Origin of the sequence: Wolbachia endosymbiont of Pentalonia nigronervosa, assembly GCF_014534705.1 — a bacterium.
In the GTDB taxonomy this organism is placed as follows: domain Bacteria; phylum Pseudomonadota; class Alphaproteobacteria; order Rickettsiales; family Anaplasmataceae; genus Wolbachia.
This window is the reverse complement of the sequence record NZ_JACVWV010000007.1, coordinates 1-19271: the sequence shown is the minus strand read 5'-3', so window position 1 is coordinate 19271 and position 19271 is coordinate 1. Positions and strand designations below refer to the sequence as shown.

The window sequence follows — 19271 nt, the reverse complement described above, 5'->3', positions numbered from 1 at the left end:
ACAAGAAATTAATTTCTATCTAAAAAAACTGTTGACACTAAAAATATCTATGTTACAAGTGAAGCCATATTTGACATCATTTAAGTAGTGAGACTTAGGGGATAATATGGGTTTACAATCAACTAATAATACAGCTATGCCCAATGTCTATAACAATGTTGTAGATTTTGGTAAGCATAATTTTGATACAATTTTCGAGCCATTGCAGAGGCTCTTTGAAGACAAACCTTTAGAAAAAATAGAAGGGTATGTTATGGATCATGCTCCTGCTAGAAATTTTATTGAAAATCATCAGATTATGGATGGGAGCCATAACCTTCTTTTAGGTAATCAAAGTCTACTTTTAAATAATCGAGGTCTACTACCAAAAAATACTGGTTTCTTTTTGGACATTGCTTTTATTCTTATGGTTATCAATAGTAAGACGGATGAAGCTATTTTAAAAGTGGAAGCAAAGGTCAATAAAAACTATGAGACCATTAGAAGGGTAAAAAATAAAGTAGATAGAAATCTCGAGGTAATGTTAGCAAGATTTAAGATATCAGAACGTAACCTTAGCAACACAATGGAAAAAGCGTTTACAGATGTTGTTGATTTTGTCAGGCAAACCAGAATAGAGGGAGTAACTTCAGAATTAATCACTTTTATGAAATATTTTATACAAGAAAAAGATGCTATAAGGTATTTAACTCATGACCAATACGTCACTAAACTTGATAAAGTAAATGACATTTTATGTCACCTGCAGAATTCCAGAGCACCACAATCAGGAAGTTTGCATACACTTTTGCATAATATAATTAATCAAAGGTTTGCTATCCCAGAAAACTCTCACGACAAGGTAGCGTTTACTGCACTTGGTTTGTTATGTTCTGGAACTGCAATTTATATTTCTGCAATGCACTTTTCACTTGAGGAATATAGCTACCTTGCTAATTTCCATTATCAACAGAATGATTTAGAGAAATACAATCACTACCTTTTTTTAATTTCAACAACTTTTACTGATTTTAAAAACTTATTAGCTAGTAGTAATGGGTTAATCAATAAAGTAATTGATGTATTAAATGAAGTTAAATTATACGATTTTATTCAAGATGAAAGAGAAGATATAGTAAAATTTGCATCAGAAAGAATAGATAGTTTAAATTTAATAAAATCTAAATTTGCTGCAATAAATAACAATTTATCTCAAGAAATACCAACAGAAAGAATAAAGTATAATTTTTTTGACTCGCACGTGGATACACCTGTTGGCAAGTGGGAAAATAGAAAAAAAGTCAGTTATGCAATACAATTTCAAAGTTACGGCACTTACTATCCAGTTGGTGAATGGTCTATACCATATGCAATACGCGGAAAAGCAAACCCATCACTTCATATCGGAACTGATCCACAAGGAAGAACTCGTCTCATCTTTAGAAAGTTTGATAACGATAAACCAGAACTGGTTGGTATTGTCGAAGATAGTGAACAGAGAGATTTTATAGATACTAGTAGAGGTTTATATAATGCTGTTTTAGAGCCAAATGAAGAGGTAGCCATAGATGAAATGGAGATTTTTCTTGGCAATGGAGCAAATGTTGATGCTAGATATGAAAGAGAGAGACAGGTAATTCATGCTGCTGCGATAATTGGCAACCCTTATGTCACGGCAACTTTAAAGAGTAAAGGTGCTGATATTAATGCAAAAGACATCAACGGTTGTACTCCCCTTCACATAGCTGCTGAAGTTGGACATGGAAGTTTTATTAAGTACTTAGTAGGTAATGGTGCAGACGTCAATGCAAAAACCAATTTAGGAGAAACAGCTTTGCATATTGCTGCTGAAAAAGGTCATATAGATGCTGTGATCAACTTAATGCAGGTTGAAGGCATTGACATTAATGCAAAAGACCAAAGAGGTTATACTCCTCTACAGACTGCTGCTTTCTTTGGTAGCTCTAGTACTATTAATCTATTATCTCAAGATGATAGGACTGATATTAATGCACAATCTGAAGTAGGGTTAACTTCTCTGCACTTAGCAGTAATTGGTGGGCATAAAGATGCTGTTGAAATTTTATTGATCAGTGATGGAGTCAATGTAAATGCTAAAACTAAAGGTGGGTTAACAGCTTTACATTTTGTATCTTTGCTTGGTAATCCAGCCATTGCTAAATCCATAATTAAATATAATGGGATTAATATTAACGAAAAATCACTTGATGGCTGGGTGCCATTACATTCAGCTATCGAATCTAAAAAGGAAGATGCCGCTATGGAATTATTAGCGACTCAGAGCATCAAAGTAAATATCAAAGGGAAAGATGATATCACTCCATTACACCTTGCCGCATTAAATGGACAAGATAGTATTGTATCAAAATTGTTAGATAAAGGTGCATCAGTTGAAGATGTAGACAAACACGGGTATACACCTCTTCACTTCGCTGTTGAGAGTGGTGATTTAGAGATAGTGAAACGTCTTGTTGCAAAGGGTGCTGATCTATATGCAAAGCGAAAAGATGGGTATTCTCCTTTAGATCTCGCTGTTTTTTATGGCAAGTTAGATATTGTACAATTTTTAGTCAATAACAAAAGGGTTGAGATTAATACCAAAAATAAGAATGGGATGACCCCTATAGATTTTGCAGCTCATAAAGGCTATTTTAATATAGTTGAGTTTCTTATCGATAAAGGTGCTGAACAAGGATTTGCACTACATTGGGCTACCCATGGTGGTCATTTGAATATAGTTAAGTACCTTATAAATGAAAAACACTTTGATTTAAATAAAAGAGATAAATACGGCAATGTTCCATTACATATAGCTGCTTTACGAGGTCATTTTAACATAGTGAGGTACTTTATAAATCATACGCAAGTCAATTTAGACATAGAAAATAATAATGGGCACACTCCTTTTCTCTTAGCTGTTTTGAGTAGCAATTTAGATATGGTCAAGTATTTCATTGAAAAAAAGAGTATTAATTTTGCTAACCAGAGTGACAATAATGGTAACACAGCACTACACTTAGCAGTTTTAGGTAGCAATTTAGGTATGATAAAGTACTTGATAAGAAAGGGTGCAAACGTGAATGTTGCTGATAATGACGGCAATACCCCTCTATTTCTAGCCACTTCGAGAGATAATCACTTAGATATGGTCAAATATCTAATGCAAAAAGGAGCGGACTTCAGCACTACCAATAATTATGGCAACTCTCCTCTGCACTTTGCGATTTTAAATGGTTATCTGAATGTAGTAAAATATTTTACAGAAAGAATGGCTGATTTCAACTCCACTAATAAAAATGGTGATACTCCTTTACATTTAGCTGCTGCTTCCGGCAAATTGGATGTAGTAAAGTACCTTATTGATACTAAAGGGGCTGATTTTAATCTAAAGAATAATGATGGCATGACTCCTTTACACTGGGCTGCTGAAAATGGTCACTTAGACATCGTCAAATATTTGATTGATATTAAATGGGCTTATCTTAATCTTAGAGACAATTACGGTAAAACTCCTCTACACAGGGCTGCTGAAAATGGTCACTTAGACATCGTCAAATATCTGATTAATACTAAGAAAGCTGATCATAACCTAAAATCCAAAGATGATCGGACTACGTTATACTTTGCTGCTTCTTCCGGCAACTTGGATTTAGTGAAATACCTTATTGATACTAAAGGAGTTGATTTTAATCTTAAAAATACTGATGGCATGGCTCCTTTACATAAGGCTGCTGAAAATGGTCACTTAGACGTCGTCAAATATCTGATTGATATAAAATGGATTGATCCTAATCTAAAAACCAACGATGACAGAACCACTTTACATTTTGCTGCTGCTTCTGGTAATTTAGATTTAGTGAAATATCTTGCAGAAAAAGGAGCTAATTTTACTCTTAAAGACAGCGATGGCAGGGTTCCTTTACATTTTGCTGCTTCTTCAGGTAGCTTGGATTTAGTAAAATATCTTGTTGATACTAAAGAGGCTGAATTTAACATTAAGGCCCATAATGGCATGACTCCTTTACACTGGGCTGCTTTTTCTGGGAAATTGGATGTAATAAAATACCTCATAGAAAAAGGGGCTAGTTTTAACCTTAAAGACAGTTATGGCAGAACTCCTTTACACTTGGCTGCTAATAATGGTCATTTAGATATTGTAAAATATCTTATTGATACTAAAAGAGCTGACTTCTATTTTAAAGCCAAGGATGGCAGAACTCCTTTACACTTTGCAGCTGCTTCCGGCAACTTGGATTTAGTACAATACTTTATAGAAAAAGGCGCTGATTTTACTCTTAAAGACAACTATGGTCGGACTCCTTTGCACTGGGCTGCTTCTCTTTACAACTTGAATGTAGTGAAATGCCTCATAGAGAAAGGAGCTGATTTTACCCTTAAAGACAATTATGGTTGGACTCCTTTACACTGGGCTGCTTCTTTGAGTAAATTGGATGTGGTGAAATACCTTATGGAAAAAGGAGCTGATTTTAATATTAAAGCCGATGATGGCACTATTCCTTTACACTGGGCTGCATCTTCTGGCAAATTGGATATAGTGAAATACCTTATAGAACAAGGAGCCGATTTTAATGCAAAAGCCCATAGCGGCACTACTCCTTTACATTGGGCTGCTTCTTCTAGCAAATTAGATGTGGTGAAATATCTTATAGAGAAAGGAGCTGATTTTAATATTAAATCCAACAGTGGTGATACTCCTTTAGACTTAGCTACTTCAATTCAAGTAAAAAACTTTTTAACACAACTATTACAGCACAACCTGATCAATGCTGCAAAGCAAGGTAATTTTAATTTAGTCAAAGAGTATGTTAGTAAAGGAGTTAGTTTAGATGCTAAAGATGAGAATAGTCGTACTCCTTTACATTGGGCTGCTTATTCTGGTGACTTAGATGTAGTGAAATACCTTATAGAAAGAGGTGCCAACTTACATGCTACTGAGAAACATGGTTACACTCCTCTTCATACTGCTGCAGCAGTAGGTGCTTTAGATATAGTAAAATATTTTATAGAAGAAGAGCATGTCAATGCGGATTTTAAAGGTACTGATGGTGGTTATCACTGGACACCACTGTACTTTGCTGCCTGTAACAGCAGATTAGATGTAGTAAAATACCTTATAGATAAAGGTGCTAACTTACACGTTATTGACAAATATGGTTACACTCCTTTTCATAGAGCTGTAGAAGAGAATGCATTAAATGCAGTAAAATATTTTATAGAAGAAAAACATCTCGACGTGAACCTCGAGGGTGCCGATGGTGGTTATCACTGGACTCCACTGCACTGGGCTGCTTACAATGGCAAGTTAGATCTAGTAAAATATCTTATTGATAAGGGTGCAAATGTATATGCTCTCGATGTATATGACCATACTCCTCTTCATAAAGCTGCTCAGCAAGGTAGTTTAAGCGTTGTTAAATACTTTATTGAAGAAAAAAAATGTCAGTTAATGAGCACTATTATTGGCATGATGCAGACTGTCCAATTTTTTGTGACGAGAAATGGGGTCCCACTCCGCTAAAGCTAGCAGAGGATAGTGGCCATAATGCAGTAGCCTCTTATCTTAAATCAAAGGGTGGCAGCTACGACATTCGTAGTCGTCATGGTGTTGTAAGTACTGCAGGTAATTCTACTACTACTGAAAATGCAGCAGGTCTAGCAGTTGATCAAACATTAGCAACACAAGCGGATGCAGAAAATTTGGAGAGTTTAGAGAGTGTGGAATTAAATATAGAGACTGATAAAGTTCATAATCATCTTTTTGCTATGGATGTGACAAGTGGAGCAGGCAGAGCAACACCATGGATATTTCAATTAGTGAGAAGTATTACCCAAGGAATGTATGAAGGAATATATGGTTTTATCACAGCAGTAAGTACGACTACAGAAGCATCCATACGGAGCGTTGATGTCAATGGTGCAATAATGTTACTTGATGTACTGATAAGGAAGGTTACAGGTCAAAAGTATGTTTCTACAACAGAGCAATCTGAGTCCTTACTAAAAGCTGAAGCACAAGCTAATGCGTTAAATATTACAGAGGAATTTGAAAAAGTAATAAGTAAATCCTGCAATATTCCAGCAGCCGAGCTAGTAGACCTCGCTGAAATGCAGTCAAGAATATATCAAGATGTATGGTATGGTAATGGTAGCAGGGTTCCGGATATACTCCTTTTGTATGCAACGTCTATGATAGAAGCTGACCCACAAACTTGTTTAAATAACGTGACGGTAAAAAATCTACTTTGTGCAGAGTATAAAATATGAAAAGTGATCATCATCCCAAGAGAATGGCGTGTGGCGTTTTGGCTGTAGATAAATTTAAGAATCTTGATAAGTATAGTCTTACCGAACCATTGAAGAAACTTCTTGGGTTAATCAGTAGAAATAAAGCAACACTATCTTTAGAAGGAGTGGAGAAGTATATTATACATAATGATCTCTCTAAGAAATTAACTGAAAGTTATTGGACTATCGATAAAAATCATGACCTTCTTTTTAGTAATCACTTAACTGGCGATCAATTAGCTAATCACGCGCTACTACTTACTAATACTGGCTTTCTTACGAACATGCTGATGATTATTAATAATAATAAGTTAGATAGAACTATCGCGATAGGAGAAACTACAGTAGATAGAAATTATAATGCTATTAGAAATATAAAAAATAAAGTAGATAGAAATCTTGAGGTAAGGTTTAAGATATTAGAACGTAGCCATACGAATGTGAGGGAAAGGGAATTTAAAGAGGTTATTGATTTTGTAAAGCACACAAAAATAGAGGAAGTAACTGCGGAATTAGTTACTTTCATTAAGTATTTTGTACAGGAAAAAGATGCTATAAAAAATTTAACTCATGACCAATATATTACTAAGCTTGAAGAAATAAATAGCACTTTACATCGCCTACAAAACTCTCGCATGCCACAATCAGGAAGCTTGCATACATCTTTGTATAATATTATTGATCAAAAATTTGCTATTCCGAAAAATTCCGATGATAAAATAGCATTTACTGCACTTGGTCTATTGTATTTAGGCACTGAAATTTACATTTCTGTAATGTTCTTTGTGCTTGAAGAATATAGTTACCTTGCTGATGTGCATTATCAACAGAATGATTTAGAGAAATATAATCATTACTTTTATTTGATTTCAACAATTTTGCATGACTTCAAGAATTCATTAGCCGGTGCTGATGGTTTAATTGATGGAGTAATTAATGTATTACATGAAGTTAAATCGTGTGATTTCATTAAAGACGAAAGAGAAGATATAGTGAACTTTACCTTAGAGGGAATCAGTAGTTTAAACTCAGTAAAATCCAAGCTTGCTACGATGAATCACTTATCTCACGAAAAACCAACAGAGAAAATCAAATACAACTTTGCTGATTCACTGATAAATACCCCTATTGGAAATTGGGAAGATAGAAGAAAAGTTAGTTATGCAGTACAATTTCATAATAATGGTACTTATTCTCCAATTGGTGAATGGTCAATGCCATATACAATACGCAGAAAGGCAAACCCATCGCTTTATATCGGCACTGATCCACAAAGAAGAACTCGTATTGTCTTTAGAAAATTTGATAACGATACACCAGAACTAGTGGGCATTGTTGACAATAGCGAACAGAAAGATTTTAGAGATATTGATAAAGATCTTTATAATGCTAGTTTGGAGCCGAATGAAGATGTAGCTGCATATAAAGTAGAAATTTTGCTTGCAAATTGGGCTAATGTTCATGCTAGATATGAAAATGGTAGACAGGCAATTCATGCTGCTGCAGAAAGTGGTAGTTCTTATATCGTATCACTCTTAAGGAGTAAAGGTGCTAGCGTTAATGCCAGAGATGTAGACGATTATGCTCCCATTCATGTAGCTGCTGAAGCTGGACATGGAAGTTTTATCAGATACTTGACAGGTAATGGTGCAACTGTCAACGCAAAAACCAATTTAGGAGAGACAGCTTTGCATATTGCTGCTGAAAATGGTCACGCAAATACTGCAAGCAATTTAATGAAGGTTCAAGGTACTGATGTTAATGCACAAGACCAAGAAGGTTATACTCCTTTACATACTGCTGCTTCTTTTGATAAAAGCAATGTCATTATTGCCTTATTGCGAGATAGTATAATTGACATTAATGCACAATCTAAAGAAGGGTTTACTCCTCTACATCTAGCAACAATCGGTGGACATAGTGATGCCGTTGAAGTTTTGTTAGCGTTAGCAGGAGACAGACTTAATGTTAATGCTAAAACTAAAAGAGGTTTAACAGCTCTGCATTTTGCATCTTTGACTGGTAATCTAGAAGTAGCTGAACGGATAATAGAACATGATAAAGCTAATGTTAATGAACAATCATCAGACGGTTGGACTCCACTGCACTTAGCCATCGAATTTAAAAGAGAAAATGTTGCCCTGGAGTTATTATCAACCAACAGCACTGAAGTAAATATAAAAGGAAAAGATGACTTAACTCCGCTGCATCTTGCAGCATCAAGTGGGCAGGGTAATGTTGTCTCAGAGCTACTAGATAAAGGTGCATTAATTGAGGGTGTAGATGAATATGGTTATACACCTCTTCATTTTGCTGTTGAAAGCGGTGATTTAAATGTAGTAAAACGTCTTGCTGAAAAAGGTGCTAACCTATATGCAGAGCAAAAAGATGGATACACCCCTTTAGGTCTTGCTGCTTACAATGGTGCATTATGTATTGTACAATTTCTTGTTAATAACAAAGGGGTTGACATTAACAGCAGAAATAAGAACGGTATGAGCCCTATAGATTTTGCAGCGAGTCGTGACTATTTTGAGATAGTTGAGTTTCTTGCAGATAAAGGTGCTGGACAAGGTGATGTACTGCACTGGGCTGCTTATGGTGGTCATTTAAATATAGTCAAGTATCTTGTAGATGAAAGACACTTTAACTCGCATAAACGAGATAAATATGGCAATCTTCCCGTACATATTGCTGCTTTACAAGGTCATGTAGATATAGTTAGATACTTTATCGATCAACAGCAAGTAGACTTAAATACAGAGAACAATAATGGTTATACACCCTTTCTCTTTGCTGTTTTAAGTGGCAATGCAGATATAATCAGGTATTTCATAGACGGCAAGGATTCCTCGCTTAATCAAAGTGATAATAACGGCAACACAGCCCTACATTTAGCAGTGTTAAACAGCGATTTAGAGGTAATAAGATATCTGATAAGAAAAGGTGCAGATATAAGTGCTACTGACAATTACGGTAATACTCCTTTATTTCTAGCTACTGCAAGAGGCTACTTGAATCTGGTGAAATATTTTGTTCAAAAAGAAGCTGATTTCAGAGCTATGAACAATTATGGCAATTCTCTTTTACACTTTGCTGTTTGGAATGGTCACCTGGATATAGTGCAATATTTCGTAGAAAAAGGGATTCACCCTAATACTTCCAATAAACGTGGTGATACCCCTATATATTTTTCTACTTCTTTGGACATAACGAAATACCTAATAGAAATGGGTGCTTATTTTAGACTTCTTGGTAGTGATGGCTGTACTCCTTTACATTTGGCTGTTGCTAATGGTCAATTAGATGCAGTTAAATACTTTATTCATGAGGAGGAAGCTGATTTTCATGTAAAGACCAGTGATGGTCTGACTTCTTTGCACTTGGCTGCTATGAATGATCATTTAGATATTGTAGAATACCTTATGGACAGAGGTGCTGACTTATATGACACTGACAAATATGGCTATACTCCTCTTCATACAGCTGCTTATAGTGGTAATCTAGACATAGTAAAATACCTTATAAGTAGAGGTGCTGACTTACGTAAAACTGATAAATATGGTTACACACCTCTTCACAGAGCTGCAGAAAAAGGTGCTCTAAATGTAGTAAAATATTTTATAGAAGAAAAACATCTTGATGTGAACCTTCAAGGCAGCTATCACTGGACTCCACTATACTTTGCTGCCTACAGTGGTAAATTAGATGTAGTCAAGTATCTTACGGAAAAAGGTGCTAATATCAATGCTGTAGATACTACTACCGATCGTAAAAAGCCAATACATGTTGCTACTCAATATGGCAATAAAAATGTGATAGATTTTTTACTCAATAAAGGTGTTAGTGTTCATGACATTTCCACTGGCAATGGCTGGACTCCTATGCATTATGCTGCACGGCAAGGTCACCTAGGCATTGTTAAGTTCCTTGTTAGTAAAGGTGCTCATATTAACACTGCAAGTACCACTGCCAATTATGGCCAACCAATACATGTTGCTGCTAAAGCAGGTCATAAAGATATCATAGAATTTTTACTCAATAATGGAGTCGGTGTCAATGATGTTGATAAAAATGGCTGTACTCCTTTACATTTTGCTGCACGGCACGGTCACTTAAACGTTGTCAGGTTTCTTGTTGACGAAAGTGCTAATATTAATGCTATCAGTACTAATCATAGTAAACCTATTCATGTTGCGGTTCAGGGTGATCATGAAGATATTATTGAGTTTTTACTCAGCACAGGCGTTTATGTTAATGATATTGATAAAAATGGTTGGACACCTCTGCATTATGCTGCATCGAGAGGATACTTAACAACTGCTAAACTACTTATTGATAAAGGTGCCAATATTAACGCTATGGATAATTCTGCTAATCGTAAAAAGCCGATACATGTTGCTGCTCAATATGATCATAAAAATGTAATAGATCTTTTGCTCAGCAAAGGTGCTAGTGTTGACGATGTTGATCAAGATGGCTGGACTCCTCTGTACTATGCTGCACTGCAAGGTCACTTAAGCTCTGCTAAATTTCTTATTAGCAAAGGTGCCGATGTTAATGCTGTGAGTACTGCTCCCGATCAGAGTAGACCGATACATATTGCTGCTCAATATGGCCGTAAAAATATTATAGAACTTTTACTCAGTAAAGGTGCTAATGTTAATGATGTCGATCACAATGGCGGTACACCTCTGCACTATGCTGCATTGCAAGGTAGATTAAGCACTGTTAAATTTCTTATCAGTAGAGGTGCTAATATTACTATTATTGATTGTAATAAATTAATACATGTTGCTGTTAAGGAAGGTCATAAAAGTATCGTAGAATTTTTACTCAACAAAGGTGCTAGTGTTAATAGTATTGATGAAAATGGTTGGATGCCACTACACTATGCTGCATGGAAAGGTCACTTAAAAATTGTTAAATTTCTTGTTAATAAGGGTGCTAATGTTAGTGCTATAAGTACTAACATCGACCGCAAGAAACCTATTCATGCTGCTGCTCAAGGTGGCCATAAAAATGTTATTGAGTTTTTACTTCACAATAATGCTTATATTAACAGTATTGACAGAAATGGCTGGACACCTCTGCACTATGCCGCATCGCAAGGTAATTTAGATACTGTTAAATTTCTTATTGATAAAGGGGCCAATATTAATGCTAAAACCAGTAATAGCAATACTCCTTTAGACTTAGCTACTTCAATTCAGGTAAAAAGCTTTTTAAAACAACTACCACAACTTGACTTAATTAACGCTGTAAGGCAAGGTGATCTTAATTTGGTTAAAAGTTATATTAGTCAAGGGGTTAGCTTAGATATTAAAGATAGGAGTGCTTTACACTGGGCTGTTATAAATAATCACTTAGATGTGGTGAAATACCTTATTGATACTAAAGGGGTTGATTTCACTCTTAAAGACAACGATGGTGGAACTTCCTTACACTGGGCTGCTAAAAATGGTAACTTGGATATTGTCAAATACTTCATTGATACTAAAGGTGCTGATTTTACTCTTAAAGATAATTACGGTAAGACTGCCTTACATTGGGCTGCTTTTTCTGGTAAATTAGATACAGTGAAATACCTTATTGATACTAAAGGTGCTGATTTTACTCTTAAAGACAACGATGGTAGAACTCCTTTGCACTTGGCTGCTGAAAGCGGCTACTTAAATACTGTGAAGTATCTTATTGATACTAAAGGAGCTGATTTTCAGGTGCAAGACAATGACGGCAGATCTCCCTTACATTGGACTGCTTATTCCGGTAAATTAGATGTAGTAAAATACCTTATTGATGAAAAGGGTGCTGATTTTAATCGTCAGGATAATGACAATAGGACTCCTTTACATTTTGCTGCTTATGCCGGTGAATTTGATGTAGTAAAATACCTTATTGATATCAAAGAAGCTAATTTTAACCTTAAGGACAATAATGGCAGGACTCCTTTACATTTAGCTGCTCATTCTGGTAAGTTTGGCATAGTAAAATACCTTATTGATACTAAAGAAGCCGATTTTAATCTTAAGGACAAGTATGGTAGAACTCCTTTACACTTGGCTGCTGAAAATGATAACTTAGATATTGTTAAATACCTTATTGATACTAAAAAGGCTGATTTTACTCTCAAGGACAATTATGGCAGAACACCTTTACACTGGACTGCTTATTACTATGGTACACTAGATGTGGTGAAATACTTTATTGATGAGAAAGGCACTGATTTTAATGTAAAAGCCAATGATGGTAGTACTCTTCTACACTATGCCGCTAAAAATGGTAATCTGGATATAGTGACATACCTAATAGAGAAAGGAATTGATTTTAATACTAAGAATAACGATGGCAAGACACCTTTACACTTGGCCGCTGAAAATGATAACTTAAATATTGTTAAATACCTTATAGGGCAAGGAGCCAATTTTTATTCTAAAGACAACGATGGCAGGACACCTTTACATTTGGCTGCTTACTTCAGTAACTTGGATATAGTGAAATACCTCATTGGTGTCAAAGGAACTGATTTTAATCTTAAAGACAATGATGGCAGAACACCTTTACATTTGGCTACTGAAAATGGTCACTTGGACATCGTTAAATATCTTATTGATACTAAAGAAGCTGATTTTAATCTAAAAGATGATTATGGCAAGACACCTTTATCTTTGGTTGATTCACAAAGAGTAGAGTTAACTCTCTATCTTGAGTCAAAAGGTGCTATCCGTAGCGCTGAACATTATGCTAGTCCTAGAGTGGAAGATCAATATGTAACAAGTAGTGCAGGTAGAGTAACATCACAGATATTGCAATTAGTGAAAAGCATTAATATTAATGGTGCAATAATGTTACTTGATATACTGATAAGGAAGGTTACGGGTCAAAAATTTGTTTCTACAGCAGCACAATCTGTGTCCTTGCTAGAAGCTGAAGCACAAGCTGAAGCACAAAGCTATGCACTAAATATTACAGAAAAGTTTGAAGAACGGATAAGAGATGAGTATGGCATACAGGCCGGTGAGTCAATAAACCTTGCTGAAATGCAGTTAGAAATATATCAAGCTATCAGGAGTGATAATTGCGGCAAAATTCCAGATATACTCCACTTGTATGCAACAGAAGCTAAACCACAAACTTGTTTAAGTAATATGACAGCTCACCACCTGATCTATGAATTGCTTTCTACAGCTATGTAAGAAGCTCGTCAGCATTCGAAACCGATTTATGGTAAGAGGAGAAGAGCACCGCAGTTGAGAAGCGTATCGACAATAAAATTGCTATCAGAAATTAAGTTTCGCAAGAGGTCTATTGTTTTGCATAATGAAATTATGCTCGGAGGGTTTTACTATAGATTATCTAATATCCATCCACCGCCAATGACCTGCTCACCTTTATATGCTACACAAGCTTGACCTGGACTGATTCCAAAATAATCATTATTTAAAATAACACAGGCTTTATTTTTTTCTTCAGTGGAATGTATTGTTGCTAAACTTCCTGTATGTGATGATCTGAGTTTCACAGTTACTTCTTGGCCTTCCTGTGGTTGTTCTAGCCAATTTAACTCTTTTATAAATATTTTTTTTTGCATTAACATATTTATGGGACCAACCACTACTTCATTATCTTTTGCATTGATTTTTACGACATAAAGAGGTTCCCCGTTGGCAATACCAAGGCCTTTTCTTTGTCCAACAGTAAAATTTATAATGCCATTGTGTTCTCCAAGAATTTCTCTATTCATGTTCACTATTTTACCTTTGCGCACAGATTGTGGGGCTAGCTTAGTTATTGTTTTACTATAATTTTCAGAAACAAAACATATATCTTGACTGTCTGGTTTTTCAGCGATTTTTAAGTTAAAATACTTTGCAAGCTCTCTCACGCTGCTTTTATGAAATTCCCCTAAAGGAAAGCGAAGAAATTTTAATTGCTCCGCAGTGGTTGAAAATAGAAAATAACTTTGATCTTTGCTTTTATCAATACCTGTGCATAATCTGACTTTACCATTTTCTTCTAATCTTCTCACATAGTGCCCAGTGACTAATACGTCTGCACCAAGATTTTTTGTCACTTGCAATAAATCACGGAATTTTACCGTTTGGTTACATCTGACACAAGGTATAGGAGTTTCTCCATGCATGTAAGTATTCACAAAGTCTTCTATTACCTCCTTTTTAAATACTTCTTCGTAATTTAAAATATAATGAGGAAACCCGACACTTTCAGCGACGCGCTTAGCATCATAAATATCTTGTCCAGCACAGCATGCACCTTTTTTTGCGCTGCTACCACTATATAGTTGAAGAGTTACACCTATTACTTGATATCCGAGGTTATGTAGTAAAGCTGCAGCAACAGAGCTATCAACTCCTCCTGACATGGCAACAACAACCTTGGTTTGAGCGGGAACTTTATCTTTTAATAAAAATTCGATTTTGAACTTTTCTAACACGGTGATCTTAATATAAATACATATTGTACAGGATAATAGACCTCTTAGAAACGTATAAATAAACTATACTTACCTCAATTTTTATGTTTAAATTAATTTCAAGTAGTAGTTTATATTTATGAGTTCCGATAATAAAAAAAAGTTAAACACTAAGATAAAATTACCGATCTTTCTTGATTATCAATCTACTACCAAGGTAGACCCTCGCGTATTGGATATAATGATTCCTTATTTCAGTGAATTCGGTAATGCGCATTCTCGTAGTCACTCGTTTGGTTGGAGTGCTGAAGAAGCAGTGGAAAAAGCGAGGAAGTATATCGCCAATTTAGTTGGTGCAGATAGTAAAGAAATAGTTTTTACTTCAGGTGCAACTGAGTCAAATAACCTGGCAATTAAAGGGGTTGCTCACTTTTATAAGAATAAAGGTAACCATATAGTTACTGTCTGCACTGAGCATAAATGCGTTTTGGATTCCTGTAGGCACTTAGAAGATGAAGGGTTTAAAGTTACATATCTACCTGTAAAACAAAATGGAATGATAGATTTATCAAAACTTGAAGCAGAAATTACTGACAAGACAATTTTAGTTTCAGTAATGATGGTAAATAATGAAATAGGGATAATCCAACCTATGAAGGAAATTGGTGAAATATGCAGAAAACACAATGTATTCTTTCACACTGATGTGGCGCAAGCGTTTGGAAAAATTCCAGTAGATGTAAACGAAATGAATATTGATTTGATGAGTCTTTCTAGTCATAAAATTTATGGACCTATGGGAATAGGTGCACTATATGTACGTAGAAAAAATCCTCGTGTGAGATTGGTACCCTTGATTAATGGGGGTGGTCAAGAAAGAGGCATGCGTTCTGGAACAGTTCCAACACCGCTTGCAGTTGGTTTCGGCGAAGCGGCACGGATTGCTAAAGAAGAAATGGCGGAAGAAACAACAAGATTACAAGAACTCAGAGATATTTTATATCACGAAATAAAAGAAGCTTTTTCTGATATTGTATTAAATGGTGATTATGAAAACAGAATTCCCGGTAATTTAAATATTAGCTTTCCTTATGTTGAAGGCGAGTCAATTATCATGGCAATTAAGGATTTAGCAGTAAGTTCTGGCTCTGCCTGCACATCCGCATCTCTTGAACCTTCTTATGTTATCCGTGCATTAAATAACGGCCATGACCTTGAACATTCTTCAATCAGATTTGGCCTTGGCAGATTTACTACTAAAGAGGAAATTATATATGCTGCACAGCTTATAACCAAAAATATTAGTAGATTACGTGATATGAGCCCACTCTTTGAAATGGTGCAAGAAGGTATAGATTTAAGTACTATCAAGTGGGATGCTCATTAGACTTCTTAAATGAATACTAATATAAGAAATTTAGTTAATATTTTATCTAAACTACCAAATCTGGGGCCATCGTCATCTCGCAGAGTGGTGATACATTTACTGCAAAACAAAGAGAAAGTTATGCTGCCGCTTGCATCTCTGATGAAAGAGTTAGCACACCAGATAATAGAATGCGAGATGTGTGGCAATTTAGATACGCAATCTCCATGTGCTATCTGTATCAACCCAAAACGTGACTCTAAATTATTGTGCATAGTAGAAGAATTAGGTGATTTATGGGCCTTTGAAAAAGGGAGTATATATTCAGGTCTGTACCATGTTTTAGGTGGTAGGTTATCTGCAATCAATGGTGTCGGGCCAAAAGAACTTAATCTTAATACTATTCATAAAAGAGTAAAGGATCTGCAAATTCAAGAAATAATAATTGCCATTAATTCCACCTTAGAAGGTCAAGTTACCGTGCAATATATTATTGAATTACTAAAAGGTCTAAATGTTAAAATATCTCGCCTTGCTTGTGGCATACCGATGGGCGGAGAAATTGACTATCTTGATGAAGGAACACTGCGGATAGCATTGACTTCAAGGCAGGGTATTAAATAGACTCTTTTAAAGCTGATGGCAATCAATTTCTGCGGTGCTCATCTATTTTCATTTTTAAATTAAAAATAAAATATTAATGCAATTAAAACTAGAAAATAGCTTGATTTCTTAATAAAAATATTATAAAATTAATTATTATATTAACTTTAAGGGTAAATTATGTTAACACAAGATCGAGTAAAAAATGAAACACAATCTGGTAAGGGTGTAGAAGGGAAAACCAAACCTCACAGAACAGAACAGAACAGAACGTTGATCAAAAAATAAGAGAATTTTGTCTTAAGAATAAAAAAGATTTTGATATACAAAATGATCATATTGATTTTTCATTACATTTTATTAGAAATTGCAAGGAAAAATGCGAAAATAAAATTGTAAAGCTGCAATCTAAACAGGAATCACGCACTTTTGGAAATTCTGTTTCAAAACGCTTTAAGTCTTTAGGTGATGCTAGCAAATCATGGTTTAAAGGTGGTCAATGGGTAAATAAACACACAATTGGTAAGACAGCTGGTGTTGCTTTGGCTGCTCCCGGTGCCGTTATTGGCCTAGTTGGAGGTACTGCTGTGGGTCTAGTTGCTCCTCAGACTGCTCAAATCCTTGATATAGATGGTGATGATAATGATCTTACATATGCTGAAGGTCTTATTGGGTGTGCTGTAGGAGGTACCATTGTTGGAGCTGGTGGTGGTTTTGCAGTTGGTTATCATACTACTGGTTATGCTATTGGTGGTGTTGCTGCTGCTGTTTGTGCTGTTGGAGGTGCTATTCCTACTACCATTCGTGTTGGAAATGACCTTGTTAAAGGTTTAAGTAACAAAACAAAAATCAAGAAACTTGAACATAAAATAGAAAAGTTAGAAGGCTTTATAAGTTGGAAAGAGGAACAATATATTTTAATGTCACAAACTGAAAGAGCAGGTCCGAGTAAAACAAAAGAAGTAAATCCGAACAAAACAGAAGTAAAGCAAAGAGATTCCTCTCTGAGTGCTTTATCAATTGAGCCTGTTAACTCACAAAATGTCAGTATCTAATTTAAAATAGATATACAAAAGTAAAACAGTGCAATCTTGCACTTTTTCCTTTTGTGTATAGAGTGTATCGGTTGCCATCGATACACTTTTTTATTTTTTGCAAGAGATTGAAAATATACAACACATCAGTATAATTAGTGTGCCGTTACCAAGACTCGAACTTGGGACCTCGTCATTACCAATGACGTACTCTACCACCTGAGCTACAACGGCCTGTTTATATATTACGATAATAATGAATAATAAAAATAAAGAAAAGGAAGAGGATAAAAAAAGATTAGTAAAAGCTTTAAGGCAAAATATCTTAAAAAGAAAAAAACAGCAGCAGAGTAGACAAAATGCCAGAACTACCGGAAGTAGAAGTAATATGTAATTTCTTGCGTGATAAAATCACAAGCAAGCAAATCAGCAAAGTAATAGTTAATCGTTGGGATTTACGTGTACCTGTAACAAAAGATATTGATAGCTTGCTGAAGAATAAAATTATAGAAGATGTTAAACGTCGAGGTAAGTATCTAATTTTGCACACAGACAGTGATATAGCTGTGATAATGCACCTTGGTATGAGCGGAAAACTTATATATAATGCACACAATAATCATAAGCATGACCATGTAATATTCTCACTCTCTGATAATACCTCGGTAGTTTTTAATGACCCAAGAAGATTTGGATTAGTCATTGCTTTAGATAAAGAACAAATAACGAATTTTTTTAATAATCTTGGCATAGAGCCCCTCACAGATGAATTTAATGGGAGCTATCTCAAAAAATTACTAAAGAATAAAAAAGCGAATATTAAATCAGTGTTAATGGACAATAGGCTAATGGTTGGAGTAGGGAATATATATGCCTCCGAGAGTTTATTTAGAGCTCGCATATCGCCATTAAGGTTGGCGGGAGACTTAAATCACACGGAGTGTGAAAAACTTGCTGGTGAAATAAAAAATACTCTGCATGATGCAATTACTGCAGGTGGATCGACACTAAAAGACTACACACAACCTTCAGGTTCTATAGGATATTTTCAAAATAATTTTTACGTGTATGATAAGATGCAAGAATCTTGCAAAATTTGCAATAACACCATTAAATTGATACGCCAAAATGGCCGCAGTACTTATTTCTGTGATATATGTCAAAAATAGATTGGTTTATTTCACAGTAGTGCTAAACGTTCTAGGCTCTGTGAACCAAAATTCAAGCAAGCCATATGAGAGTACCAACGAAGTTCAAAAAGCCCATGAAAACTGTTGCAGTTTTGTCAAATCGAGAAAAAATCCGCCTAAAATGCTTTATTTTACCAAAAAAAGGGAGTGTTAAATAAACTGTGTCAAACCACATTTTTAGCTCAACTCAATTTTCAATCTTCCAGGAAAGAAAATGTCAAGCTGAGATATGGCTACTGCCCAATCATGCACAGGCATCGTCCATTTTTCCTCTGCCTTCTTTATAGCACAATATACCAACTTATACAAGGCATTTATGCTGGTAAATGAGCCCTTGG

Annotated in this window: 9 protein-coding genes, 1 tRNA gene and 2 pseudogenes; 8 read left to right on the top strand and 4 right to left on the bottom strand. The window is 35.3% G+C overall.

Translation table 11 applies throughout. From position 1 onward, the window contains the following. Positions 1–106 precede the first annotated feature (106 nt). From IC220_RS01635 to IC220_RS01625, 3 genes are read left to right on the top strand one after another with little or no spacing between them, the layout of a single operon-like run. On the top strand, positions 107–5539 hold the full coding sequence (locus IC220_RS01635) for an ankyrin repeat domain-containing protein (RefSeq protein ID WP_188152863.1): 5433 nt from the start codon (positions 107–109) through the stop codon (positions 5537–5539). Next, the gene (locus IC220_RS01630; RefSeq protein WP_188152862.1) at positions 5458–6285 is read left to right on the top strand and encodes a hypothetical protein; all 828 of its coding nucleotides are present in this window, start codon (positions 5458–5460) and stop codon (positions 6283–6285) included. Before IC220_RS01635 ends, IC220_RS01630 begins: the two co-directional genes overlap by 82 nt. After that, complete coding sequence (locus tag IC220_RS01625; RefSeq protein WP_188152861.1) at positions 6282–13502, top strand: ankyrin repeat domain-containing protein; 7221 nt, start codon at positions 6282–6284, stop codon at positions 13500–13502. Before IC220_RS01630 ends, IC220_RS01625 begins: the two co-directional genes overlap by 4 nt. 149 nt (positions 13503–13651) lie before the next feature. Here IC220_RS01625 and mnmA read toward each other — a convergent pair whose 3' ends face one another. Next, a complete protein-coding gene (gene mnmA, locus IC220_RS01620; protein ID WP_188152860.1) occupies positions 13652–14761 on the bottom strand; it encodes a tRNA 2-thiouridine(34) synthase MnmA in 1110 nt (369 codons plus the stop codon). A 118-nt stretch (positions 14762–14879) separates the two neighbouring features. Between mnmA and IC220_RS01615 the strand changes: the two genes are divergently transcribed. The 3 genes from IC220_RS01615 (at position 14880) to IC220_RS01605 (ending at position 17764) form a co-directional block, all read left to right on the top strand. Then, a complete protein-coding gene (locus tag IC220_RS01615) occupies positions 14880–16127 on the top strand; it encodes an IscS subfamily cysteine desulfurase (RefSeq protein WP_188152859.1) in 1248 nt (415 codons plus the stop codon). Positions 16128–16136: 9 nt separating this feature from the next. Further along, positions 16137–16730: a recombination mediator RecR gene (gene recR / locus IC220_RS01610; protein WP_188152858.1), complete on the top strand. Its 594-nt coding sequence runs from the start codon at positions 16137–16139 to the stop codon at positions 16728–16730. A gap of 521 nt (positions 16731–17251) precedes the next feature. Next, positions 17252–17764, top strand: a complete 513-nt coding sequence (locus tag IC220_RS01605) for a hypothetical protein (RefSeq protein WP_188152857.1) — start codon at positions 17252–17254, stop codon at positions 17762–17764. 140 nt (positions 17765–17904) lie between these two features. Here IC220_RS01605 and IC220_RS01600 read toward each other — a convergent pair. Next, a tRNA-Thr gene (locus tag IC220_RS01600) sits at positions 17905–17977 on the bottom strand. Between the two features lie 22 nt (positions 17978–17999). On the opposite strand from IC220_RS01600, the gene IC220_RS01595 reads away from it, so the two are divergent. Continuing rightward, complete coding sequence (locus tag IC220_RS01595) at positions 18000–18137, top strand: hypothetical protein (RefSeq protein ID WP_188152856.1); 138 nt, start codon at positions 18000–18002, stop codon at positions 18135–18137. After that, positions 18103–18912: a bifunctional DNA-formamidopyrimidine glycosylase/DNA-(apurinic or apyrimidinic site) lyase gene (gene mutM, locus IC220_RS01590; protein ID WP_188152855.1), complete on the top strand. Its 810-nt coding sequence runs from the start codon at positions 18103–18105 to the stop codon at positions 18910–18912. The genes IC220_RS01595 and mutM overlap by 35 nt, the downstream gene beginning before the upstream one ends. 52 nt (positions 18913–18964) lie before the next feature. Here mutM and IC220_RS07860 read toward each other — a convergent pair. Continuing rightward, a pseudogene (locus IC220_RS07860) lies at positions 18965–19081 on the bottom strand (IS5/IS1182 family transposase); the annotation flags it as partial. 29 nt (positions 19082–19110) lie between these two features. Continuing rightward, a pseudogene (locus IC220_RS01585) lies at positions 19111–19271 on the bottom strand (IS256 family transposase); the annotation flags it as partial.